Origin of the sequence: Endozoicomonas sp. G2_2, assembly GCF_017744135.1 — a bacterium.
GTDB lineage: Bacteria > Pseudomonadota > Gammaproteobacteria > Nevskiales > Salinisphaeraceae > Salinisphaera.
Map to the genome: position 1 here is coordinate 26,650 of NZ_JAGHQU010000007.1, position 10,962 is coordinate 37,611.

Here is a 10,962-nt window from a genome sequence, read left to right on the forward strand (position 1 = left end):
AGGCTACCAGTCCTTCGCCCAACTCGACCGGCCCAGCTCGATGATGCGCGCGATCTCGTCGTCCGGTACGCAGTCGGCGTTGCCGCGTTCGAGCGGGTCGTAGTGGAACACGAACAGCCGCGATGCGAATTCGGCGATCGGCAGCGATGCCTCGCCGGGAATCTCGCCGTGGCCTTCGGTGGCGGTGACGATGCCCTGGCCCCAGTCCTGGCCGCTGTCGTTGTTGGGGTTGTAGAAATACACGCGCATCTCGTTGTCGGGGTCGAGCCCGACCCGCAGGATGCTGATCGCATGCCGGCCCACATAGCGCGCGGCGCTGTCCGTCACGGCGATACCGGCCGGCTGGGAATGGATCACCGGCATGTTGTCGTTGTAGTAGGGGTGATAGCAGGCATAGAAATGCCGCACGAAACCGGCGTAGTCGTCGATCTCGCCCGATTCGGGATCTGCGATCACGCGAAAGCCCTGGCCGACCCACCAGCCGTAGAATTCGGGGTTGATCCAGCGGTGCAGGTCGTCGTCGCGCTCGCCGCACAGCCGGCCCATCTCGATATAGATTCGGTCCAGATGCGGCACGAGCACGAGCGAGACCGGGTCCACGTCGAGCGGACGCTCCTTGGCCAGTCCCGCTTCCAGGCCCTTGGAAGAGACGCGCTCGCCCTCGAAGCGGGTGAGCACCTCGTCGTCACGCGCGGCCCAGGCCACGAGTTGGAGCAGGTAGTCCGGGTCGTTGTCGGCCCACATCGACAGGCCGATCACGGACTGGCAGGTCGGGTTGTTGCCCTGGCCAACGCCCAGCGGCTGGCCGAGCAGACCGAGCACACCCGCGAGCAGAAATACCCGCGGCGGCTGGGCGTCGCCAAAGACTTCGCGCAGGTTTGCGGCGGTTTCGGCCGACAGCGACAGGCGGATCTGACGCCACAGGCCGGCCGCCACCGGCGTCGAGAACAGCACGCCGCGTTCGAGCAACAGCGCGAGGCCGTAGATGGCCTGGCAGGTCTCCACGAACACCGCCTCGTCGATCAGCGTATGAATGAGCTCGCGGTAGCACAGAAGGGCGTCGCGGCCGGTGGGGCTCAGGCCCAGCGCGACCGGAATCAGCGCATCGCCGCCGCCCTGGGGAATGGCGCGCAGGTGACGCAGAAACACGGCGTGATAGACCGACACCAGGCCGGTGTCGTGCATGGCGTCGGCGAAGCCGTGGGCGTCGGCCTTGAGTTCGTCGCGATCCATCTCGACCAGCCGTTCGGCATAGACCGCAAGCCCCGGATCTTCCGCGCAGCCCGGCGCCGGCGCGAACAGCGATTCGACCAGCCGCTTGGCGTCGTCGTTGTCGGCCGCGGCGGCCAGTTCCGGATCGTAGAGACAGGTCGCGATCTGGATCACCATCTGGCGCGCATCGTCGACCTGGATCGGGCGCTGGGCGAGGATGCGCCACACCTCGTTCACCAGGCTGTCGAGAATGCTCTCGTAGCCCATGTGCGCGAGCTGGTACTGATAGAGCGCCTGCACGGCGCGACCGAGGTCGTGCTCGCGTTCGCGGTCCGCCTCGCTGAGCGAACCGGCAAGCAGGTCCAGATTCAGCGCCATCACCTGGGTAAGAAAATTGCGGGCGCGCTCGGCGGTGATGCCGGGGTGGAAGTATTCGCCCTTGGCCACGGCCAGCAGGCGCAGTTCGCTCAAGGCCTCGATCGCGGTAGTCGCACGATCGGCCTGGCGCAGCGACCGTACGGCTAGTGCCGGCTGCAGGATGTTCGGCCGGCCCCAGTCGCTGTGCGCGAACACGCCCGCGGACTCGATTTCGGCCACGCGCGCATACAGCGCCGGCGCGCCGCCGTTCAGGGCAAGCATGGCGGCGGCGCATTCCAGCGCGTCGATCTTGGCGGGCTTGCGTGCCTTCTTGTCCGCGATCGCCGCCAGCTTTGCCAGACCGGCATCGAAGCGGGCGGCCAGTGCGGCGAGGGTTTCGGTGTGTTGGGTCATGTCGGGTCCGTTGACGAAAACCGGGCGGTGCCCCCGCCTGTCTGGGCCGCATTGACGCACTTATCGGCGTCGAAGACCAGCCGTAATCCTCGTGATGACAACCGCGCGCGCCACAGGCAGCGCATGCGCCGCGACGATGCGCTAGGGTGGGGCTGAAAGACCGTGGACGCGCTCGTGACGCGGTTAGAGGCACCCGTCTGCGGCGCGATACGTTCGGCTGTCGCGGTGTGTCGCGGCAGGGCGATGCGGACCGTGCTGCGGCTGCGGTTTTTCATCGCCCATACGGCAGAGCATGGGCAATTGCCTGTAAAACACAGAAAAATTAGACGTGAAACGGCATTTCAATTGAGGCATGATCCCTCGCATCCGGATTCGCCGGATGGCAGGCGCGCAACGCGGGCAAAAAAGCGGGCGCCGTCTGCTTAGCGACATTAACGGAGGAGATTCCGATGGCTTCGACCACTCTCACACGCGGTCTGCTGGCCGGCGCCACCGCGCTTGCCCTGACCGTCTTCCTTGCCCCGGGCACCGCCCTGGCGCAGAAGAGCACCACCTGGCGCGTGCAGTCGCACTGGCCCAGCTCCAGCAGCTCGTACGAGGACAGCCTCGTACGCATCAAGAACGTCATCGAAGAGCGCACCGATGGCCGCGTGAAGCTCAAGCTCTACCCGGCAGGCGCGCTGTTCAAGGCGCAACAGACGTTCGACGCGGTCAAGCGCGGCACCATTCAGATGGGCACCATCGCGCCGGCCTACGCACAGAACCAGATGAGCCTCGCGGGTATCGCATCGGGTCTGCCGTTCGCCTTCCGCAACGTGTGGGAAGTCGCGTACTTCCACAAGGGCCTCGGCTTCGAGGACATGCTGCGTGAAGAAGCCGCCGAGGAAGGCGTCTACTGGTCGACCGACAAGGTCTACCCGACCGAAATGGTCGTCGATCGCCCGATCGAGAGCATGGAGGACTTCGAGGGTCTGAAGATCCGTTCCTCCGGCGCGCTACAGACCTTCCTAACCGAAGCCGGTGCTTCCGCCAGCTACATCCCGGGCGGCGAGCTCTACACGGCGCTGTCCAGCGGCGTGGTCGACGGCGCGCACTGGGGCGCGGCGCAGGGCGCGGCCAGCATGAGCCTGTACGAGGTGGCCGAGTACCACGTCAAGCCGGCGCTCAATATCGCGGGCACGGACGTGTTCATCATCAACCAGAAGGCGCTCGACAAGCTCTCGCCCGAAGACGCCAAGACGGTCAAGGACGCGCTCAACGAGCAGTTCTGGGTGCGCACCAACGAGTATCTCTACAAGGAGCAGCTCGCACTCGCCAACGCCATGGCCGAGCAGGACGTCAAGATCACGACGCTGCCGGAAGACGTGCAGAACCAGCTCACCGAGGTGGCACAGAAATCCTGGGCCGAGCAGGGCGAGCGCAGCGACAAGGCCGCCGAGGCGCTGGACAAGCTCAAGTCCATGCTGACCCGGCTGGGCTATATCGACGAAAACGCCTGAACCTCGTCTCGTCATGACCACCGCCCCGGTGGCCCTCGCGGCCATCGGGGCGGCTTTTTCTGCGGGAGTCGCCTATGCGCCTGCTCAACGGTTTCATCAATGGCATCACCCGGCTCAACGACTGGATCGGTCGGGCGGTGGCATTGCTCATCTTCGTCATGTTCGCCGTGCTGCTGCTCGGCGTGATCTACCGCTATGCGCTGGATGCGCCGCGCGTCTGGACGACCGAACTCACCCAGTTCGTGTTCGGCTTCTATGCGGTCATGTCCGGCGGCTATGTCATGGCCCATCGCGGCCATGTGAACGTGGACCTGCTCTACAGCTCGCTGGCGCCGCGTGTGCGCGCGACGCTCGATGTGCTCACGTCGTCGCTGTTCTTCCTGTTCACGATCACGCTGCTCTACTACGGCGGCATCATCGCCTGGGAATCGGTCGACAGCATGGAGACGTCCTACTCGGCGTGGAATCCGCCGGTATGGCCGTTCAAGATCGCGATCCCGGTGGCCGCCGCGCTGCTGCTGCTGCAGGGCATCGCCAAGCTGGTCGAGGACATCGCGATCGCCGTGGGTGCTATCGACGCCCCCCGGTCCGCGGCTGACAAGGGAGAAGCGGCATGAGCATCGAACTCACGACGCTGCTGTTCTTCGGCGCGCTGCTGTTCTTCCTCGTCCTCGGCCTGCCGCTGACGTTCGTGCTCGGCGGCGTGTCGGTAGTGTTCCTCTACTTCACCTGGGGGATCGATTCCTTCTACCTCGTCGCCTCGCAGATCTGGGGCACGATGGAGAGCTTCACCCTCGTCGCCATTCCGCTGTTCGTGTTCATGGCCATGATCCTGGAGCGCACCGGCGTGGCCAATTCGCTCTACCGCATGATGTATCTGTGGTGGGGCGGCACCCGTGGCGGCCTGGCGATCGGCACGGTGTTCATCTGTGCCGTATTCGCGGCCATGTGCGGCATCAGCGGCGCGGCGGTGGTGGCTATGGGCACGATCGCGCTGCCGTCCATGCTCGAACGCGGCTACGACAAGCACATGGCGCTGGGCGCCATCAATATCGGCGGCGGGCTGGGCATTCTCATTCCGCCCAGCATCATTATGATCCTCTACTCGCTGATCACCGGCGTGTCGGTGGGTCAGATGTTCGCGGCCGGCATCCTGCCGGGCATCCTGCTGGTGGTTCTGGTGGCGATCTACGTGCTGGTGCGCTGCTATTTCCAGCCGCATCTCGCGCCGGCGCTGCCGCCGGAAGAGCGGGGCGACTGGCCGGAGAAATTCCGCGCCCTCGGTGCCGTGCTGTTGCCGATCATGATCGTGGTGATGGTGCTCGGTTCCATCATGCTGGGCGTGACCACGCCCACGGAAGCCGCGGCCATGGGCGTGCTCGGCGCGCTGATCTCGGCCGCCGTGTATCGCAAGTTCTCCTGGACGCTGATCAAGGAAGCCAGCCTGCGCACCTTCTCGCTGACCGGCATGATCATGTGGATCCTGTTCGCGGCTCACGCCTTTAGCGCGGCGTATCAGAGCATGGACGCACAGGCCATGATCGAAGGCTGGATGCAGGCGATTCCGGGCGGGCCCTGGGGCACGATCATCGCCATGCAGATCATCCTGTTCCTGATGGCCATGGTGCTCGACCCGGTCGGCATCATGCTGATCACGCTGCCGGTGTTCATGCCGATCGTCGAAAGCCTCGGCTTCGACCCGATCTGGTTCGGCATCCTGTTCGTGATCAACATGGAAATTGGCTACATGACGCCGCCGTTCGGCTTCAACCTGTTCTATCTCAAGGGCGTGGTTCCGCCCTCGATCACGATGCAGGATATCTACCGTTCGGTGCTGCCCTACGTGCTCGTGGGCATCGTGGGGCTGGCGATCATCATGATCTTCCCGCAGATCGCCACCTGGCTGCCGGGCTACGTGTTCTAGTCACGTCGCGTTGGATGCGCTGCCCGTCGCCGCTGCGGCGGGCAGCGTGCCGATCATCGGTAACGGGCCGCCCGGCGTATGTTCGAGTTCCGTACGTACGTTAAGGGGATTCCATGACTCGTCACCGTTTCGCCACGCGGCCTGCGCACACGCTTTTAGCGGCCGCGCTCGCCATGCCGCTCGCTGCTGTCGCCGCACCGGGCGATGGGCCCGAAGTCCAGGCCAGCGACGGCACGGCGCTCACCGCCGAAACCGTCGCGCGTTTCAACCATCCGTGGGCCATGACCTTTCTGCCCGACGGCACCATGCTGGTCACCGAGAAACGCGGCCAGCTCCTGCATGTCGACCGCGACGGGGCCAAGACCGAGGTCGGCAATCTGTTCGATGTGGCTTACGGCGGCCAGGGCGGCCTGGGTGATGTCATTCTCGACCCGGATTTCGCCGAGAACCGGCATATCTACCTGTCCTATGTCGAATCGCTGGACGACGGCGCCACCCGCGGGGCCACGGTCGTGCGCGCGCGGCTGGCCATGAACGACGGCAAGCCGGCGCTGGAAGACATCACGCGGCTATGGCGCCAACAGCCCTACCGCGCCGGCCGCGGGCATTTCTCGCACCGCCTGGCCTTCGCGCCCGACAACGCGACGCACGCTGGCGATCTGTTCATCACCTCCGGCGAGCGCCAGAAACAGACGCCCGCACAGGCCATGGACACCAACCTGGGCAAGATCATTCGCCTGGAAGCCGACGGCAGCGTGCCGCCGGACAACCCCTTCACCCGCGAGGGCGAACTTGCCCGCGAGTTCTACAGCATCGGCCACCGCAACATGCTCGGCATCGCCTTCGATGCCGACGGCGCGCTCTGGACGCATGAAATGGGTCCGGCCCACGGCGACGAACTCAACAGGATCGAAGCCGGCGACAACTACGGCTGGCCCGTTGTCTCCGAAGGCGACAACTACAGCGGCGTTGCCATTCCGGATCACGCCACCCGCGACGAATTCAACGCGCCTGAAGTCGCCTGGGTGCCGTCGATCGGCCCGGCGGGCTTCGTGATCTATAACGGCGATCTGTTCGAGGGCTGGCAGGGCGATGGCTTCATCGGCGGCCTGGTCGCCAAGGCCATCGTACGCGTCACGCTCGACGGCGACGATAGCAAGGAAGTCGCCCGCTACAGCTGGGGGGAACGCATTCGCGAACTCGAGCAGGGCCCGGACGGCGCGCTCTGGGTGCTCGAGGACAAGGCGAAGGGCGCAAGCGACGACAGCATGGCAGCCCGGCTCATCCGGCTCACGCCGGCGGCCCGCGAAGGCTAGGCGTCGCGGCGTGGGCGTTCAGACAGACGCCCACCCACAACGCATCGCGGCCGGCGCAGCGATCAATTCGCCGCGCCGGCCGCGTTTTTCAGGCGTTCTCGTTCAGGCGCTTTCGTTGCGGCGCGGCAGCTGCCAGTCGCGGCGCACGAAATGGCAGGTATAGCCGCTCGGGAATTTCTCCAGATAATCCTGGTGTTCCGGCTCGGCCTCCCAGAAGTCGCCGGCCGGTTCGACCTCGGTCACCACCTTGCCGGGCCAGATGCCGGAGGCATCCACGTCCGCGATCGTATCCTCGGCCACGGCCTTCTGCGCGTCGTTCGTGTAGTAGATCGCCGAGCGATAGCTGCGCCCCACGTCGTTGCCCTGGCGGTTCTTCGTGGTCGGATCGTGGATCTGGAAGAAGAACTCCAGCAGTTCCCGGTAGCTGATCGTATCCGGGTCGAACACGATCTCGATCGCCTCGGCGTGATCGCCGTGGTTGCGATAGGTGGCGTTCGGCACGTCGCCACCGGAATAGCCCACGCGGGTCGAAACCACGCCGTCGTAGCGGCGAATCAGGTCCTGCATGCCCCAGAAACAGCCGCCTGCAAGGATTGCCTTTTCGGTCGCCATCAGATGTCCTCCACTTGATCGATGAACTCGCCGTAGCCCGCGGCTTCCATCTCGTCTTTCGGGATGAAGCGCAGCGACGCCGAGTTGATGCAGTAACGCAGCCCGCCGCGATCGGCCGGGCCGTCGGGAAACACATGCCCGAGATGGCTGTCGCCGTGCGTCGAACGCACCTCGGTACGGGTCATGCCGTGCGAGTCGTCACGTAGTTCGTTTACGTACGCGGGCTGGATCGGTTTCGTGAAGCTCGGCCAGCCGCAGCCGGATTCGTACTTGTCGCTGGACGCGAACAGCGGTTCGCCCGACACCACGTCCACGTAGATGCCCGGTTCCTTATTGTTCAGGTATTCGCCGGTGCCCGGCGGCTCCGTGCCGCTTTCCTGGGTTACCCAGTATTGGGTTTGGTCTAGGTTAGAGAGGGCTTCTTGGGATTTGGTGTAGGTCGGCATGACCGCGCTTCGTTTCGTTTGCGAATAAGTCGAACAATGATGGTTTGCGACGCTAAATCAAGCGCGTGTCTTGCGCTCCGGGTTCCGCGCGTGGATAAGAGCAGTCAATAGAGGCTCTCACGAACAATGACTGTGCCTGTCCCTTAGATTTATCGGCGTTTGGCCTCGTAGCTGGCGCTGTCGGAACTGAGAGAAATCGCGCAACCTACGGATTTCTGCACTTCTGATCGCTACACTTAGCACGGGCCTCAGTACTCGCAGGAATCTGTGCATCGCGCTAGCTAAGGTCGCATAGTTATTGCAAAGCTTTCTGGGGATGGGATGTTCGAAGAACGAGTTCAAAATCTTGAGCAACTAGAAAATGCATTGTTGAAGCAGCAAGCGAAACGGGAGTCTTTAGCTAGAGACTATGGTGCGCCCGGACCTCTTCTATTCCGAGGGCAGGGTAATGCGGCTTGGCCGTTATCTACCACGCTTGAGCGCTATACGAGGCGACAATTTTCGCTTGACGAATATCTCTCTACGCTCGAGAAAATTCAGCCTGTATTGCAGGCGTATACGGGCGAAAGGTGGGAGGTTCAGCGAGACGAGTTCAAAAAAGAAGTCAGGGTAGATCAACCTCTATCTGAACAGCTAGGCCTGCTCCGCGCGTATCCGCTAATGGTTCATGCTAGGCATCACGGGTTTCCTTCGCCCTTAATGGATTCGACCGCTAGTCCTTATGTAGCAATGTATTTCGCTTTCGCTAATGCGAATCCGAGCTATCCGATATCCGTATACGCTTTTCAAGAAAGTCCGACCGGCGAGAAATACGATAGGAGTAGTGTTCAGCCTCATACATTTGGAAAGAATTCGAGAATTGAAACACTAAAGCCGAGTGTCGCCTCCCATAAACGTCATTTTATGCAACAAGCGCGGTATACCGTTTGTTTACGCGGGCATGGGCAAAATATGTGGTTCGCAGGACACGATGAATTCCTACAGCAATCCGAACCGTACGATGAAATTATTACGCGGTTCGTTTGCCCGAGCGATGTAACAAACCAGGCAATGCAACGCCTTAATCAAATGAACATCAATGCCTATACACTTTTTGGCAACGAAGAGTCACTATTTGAAACCTTAGCCTTTGACGCGATACGTAATGCGGCAAATTCCTCATGACATCTTGCGCTTCGAGGTTTAATCAACTCTCTAGGGTTGTAATCGCGTCAGTCCAGATATTGCATCGGAGTCCTAAAGGGGGCAGGCACGAATAAGAGGCTTTGGTTGGCCAGTTTCGAATCAACCATGCAGCCGAAGTCGACTTGGGGTTTCGCGCTGCTGCGCGAGTGTCTTTTATTTGCTTGTCCAAATAAAAGTCACCAAAACAAAAGACACCCTGTCTTGCGTCGGCGCTTTGCGCCGATGCCCTGCGCGGCTCCGGCCGCAAGCGGGCCAGCCGGAAACTCGCCGCGCTGCGCGCGACTCAGACATCCGGCTGTCTTATCCGCTTGCGGCCTCCACTGCTCGGCGCTGCGCCCAAGGGACCCAATACAGGCAAGCTCGCTGTCGCTCGCTCAAGGTCGCGCTTTTTGTGCCGAATTAGGCGTGCGCCTAATTCGACGAGAACGGAGTCGGTGGGTGCGTTCTGGTTCGGTAGGGGCTTTGGTTTCGGTAGTTGGCCGGGCGTCTGTATTTGGGCCCCGTTGCGCGGCGACGGAGACGCGCAGCGGTGAAGGGTTTCCGGCGCACTGCGCCGGTGCGGCAAGGTGTTTGAGCATCGCCAAAGCGATGCGAGTTTTTGCCGCATCCCTTCGCCGCGAGCATCGGAGTGCACCGGCGCGAAGCGTCGGCGCTGTGTTCGGGTGTCTTTTTCCTTTGCTTACTTTCTTTTGGACAAGCAAAAGAAAGTGAGTCGCACAGCAGTGCGAAACAAAAGGTCCGAAGAACTCGTAGGTGGACCAAATACTCGCGACCTAAAACCGCCGAGTTTTAAGCAGTAACTCTCAGGCCGCGATCCCTTCAAGCTGTACCCGATCGATATCGGTCCGCTTGCTCGCATGTTCGAACGTAATGGCGCAAACATTCCCGGCAGCATCGACATCGAGAATAGTGTTCTCGTCGAGATCCTTCGACTCCGCGATATCGCCAGTCCGGAATTCGATGTAGAGCGTATCGGTGTCCTCGAAATACTGTACTTTCATGGCTTGTACCCGCGGTCGAAGAACGCGTTGTGAACCGTTTCGCGATCGGGAAGCAGGATCACGCGCAGATAGCGATTGTTCGCCTCCGGAACTGGTGCCCACCGTCGAATACGCCCATCTTGCTGCACGACTTCGCGTTCAGGCGATTCGACGACCCTCTGAATCCATTTGTCGCGTATCTGCGCTCGATCAGGCCGTGAGCGCGTCGCTTCAAAGTACTTCGTTACTTTCATCGCCGTCTAGTTCACGTCAGCAAACGCCGCCAGCCCGGGATTCAAGTGGCCCACGCGATAACGCGCGATACGGTTGCCGAGAAATTTAGCGCGGTCCGCCGAGCCGGTCTCGCAGCTGAGCGTTTTCTACCTCCAACTCTCTCACCCGCGCCTCCAACTCAGCAATCCGCCCCCGCGAAGCACCCCCATCGCCACGCCCGGCCGCCGCCTTCTCGGCATGCGCCGCCATATCCACCGGCCCACAAAGCTGATGCATCAACTCGGCTTCCTTGCGCCCGGGCGTACGCGGCAGCTGCACGAGCAGGGCGCTGTCGTCGTCGCCCATCAGTTCCGCGACCGCAGCGGTTACGGCGGCGTTATCCTCGAAGGTATGCAAGCGCCCGCTGCGGGCACGCAGTTCGCCGGGCGTCTGCGGGCCGCGCAGCAGCAATAGCGTGAGCACGGCGTATTGGGCGCGGCTCAGCTGCAGGTCGTTGTAGGTGGTGTTGCACAGGCGCTGCTTGTACTTCTCCACGCCGTTCTTGAAGTTCTCCTCGACGTGCACGAGGCTGCGATCGCGCAGGGCGCGGGCGGCGTGCTGCACTTCGGCGGGCTTGAGCGCCATCACGGGCTCGCGGGCGGATTTCTGGTTGGCCGCGTTGGTGAGCGCGTTGAGCGTGAGCGGGTATTGATCCGGCGTGGTGACGGATTTCTCCATTAGGCAGCCGATGACGCGGGCTTCGGTGGCGGTGAGCTGGGGCAGCATGGGTCTCTCGCAGACGTG

At 62.5% G+C, this 10,962-nt stretch carries 11 protein-coding genes; 5 read left to right on the forward strand and 6 right to left on the reverse strand.

All coding sequences use genetic code 11. From position 1 onward, the window contains the following. Positions 1-3: 3 nt before the first annotated feature. A complete protein-coding gene (locus J7355_RS09820) occupies positions 4-1,983 on the reverse strand; it encodes a hypothetical protein (RefSeq protein WP_209062147.1) in 1,980 nt (659 codons plus the stop codon). Positions 1,984-2,432: 449 nt separating this feature from the next. Between J7355_RS09820 and dctP the strand changes: the two genes are divergently transcribed. The 4 genes from dctP to J7355_RS09840 all read left to right on the forward strand — a co-directional run bounded on the left by dctP (position 2,433) and on the right by J7355_RS09840 (position 6,722). After that, positions 2,433-3,482 (forward strand): TRAP transporter substrate-binding protein DctP, encoded by a 1,050-nt coding sequence (dctP, locus tag J7355_RS09825; protein ID WP_209062149.1) that lies wholly within the window; start codon positions 2,433-2,435, stop codon positions 3,480-3,482. A gap of 74 nt (positions 3,483-3,556) precedes the next feature. After that, positions 3,557-4,099, forward strand: coding sequence for a TRAP transporter small permease subunit (locus J7355_RS09830; protein ID WP_209062151.1), 543 nt, complete (start codon positions 3,557-3,559; stop codon positions 4,097-4,099). Further along, positions 4,096-5,406: a TRAP transporter large permease subunit gene (locus J7355_RS09835; protein ID WP_209062154.1), complete on the forward strand. Its 1,311-nt coding sequence runs from the start codon at positions 4,096-4,098 to the stop codon at positions 5,404-5,406. The genes J7355_RS09830 and J7355_RS09835 overlap by 4 nt, the downstream gene beginning before the upstream one ends. A gap of 113 nt (positions 5,407-5,519) precedes the next feature. Then, complete coding sequence (locus J7355_RS09840; RefSeq protein WP_209062156.1) at positions 5,520-6,722, forward strand: PQQ-dependent sugar dehydrogenase; 1,203 nt, start codon at positions 5,520-5,522, stop codon at positions 6,720-6,722. A gap of 102 nt (positions 6,723-6,824) precedes the next feature. Here J7355_RS09840 and msrA read toward each other — a convergent pair whose 3' ends face one another. After that, on the reverse strand, positions 6,825-7,334 hold the full coding sequence (gene msrA / locus J7355_RS09845; protein WP_209062158.1) for a peptide-methionine (S)-S-oxide reductase MsrA: 510 nt from the start codon (positions 7,332-7,334) through the stop codon (positions 6,825-6,827). Beyond that, a complete protein-coding gene (gene msrB, locus J7355_RS09850) occupies positions 7,334-7,780 on the reverse strand; it encodes a peptide-methionine (R)-S-oxide reductase MsrB (RefSeq protein WP_209062160.1) in 447 nt (148 codons plus the stop codon). Before msrB ends, msrA begins: the two co-directional genes overlap by 1 nt. 321 nt (positions 7,781-8,101) lie before the next feature. Here msrB and J7355_RS09855 point away from each other — a divergent pair, with 321 nt between their 5' ends. Next, on the forward strand, positions 8,102-8,944 hold the full coding sequence (locus J7355_RS09855; RefSeq protein WP_209062162.1) for an FRG domain-containing protein: 843 nt from the start codon (positions 8,102-8,104) through the stop codon (positions 8,942-8,944). Between the two features lie 824 nt (positions 8,945-9,768). Here J7355_RS09855 and J7355_RS09860 read toward each other — a convergent pair. From J7355_RS09860 to J7355_RS09870, 3 genes are all read right to left on the reverse strand, one after another. Continuing rightward, positions 9,769-9,966 carry a DUF2283 domain-containing protein gene (locus J7355_RS09860; RefSeq protein ID WP_209062164.1) on the reverse strand — a complete coding sequence of 66 codons (198 nt, stop codon included), beginning with the start codon at positions 9,964-9,966 and terminating at the stop codon, positions 9,769-9,771. Then, on the reverse strand, positions 9,963-10,199 hold the full coding sequence (locus J7355_RS09865) for a hypothetical protein (protein WP_209062166.1): 237 nt from the start codon (positions 10,197-10,199) through the stop codon (positions 9,963-9,965). The genes J7355_RS09860 and J7355_RS09865 overlap by 4 nt, the downstream gene beginning before the upstream one ends. A gap of 85 nt (positions 10,200-10,284) precedes the next feature. Further along, a complete protein-coding gene (locus J7355_RS09870; RefSeq protein ID WP_209062168.1) occupies positions 10,285-10,944 on the reverse strand; it encodes a DUF480 domain-containing protein in 660 nt (219 codons plus the stop codon). Positions 10,945-10,962: the final 18 nt, after the last annotated feature.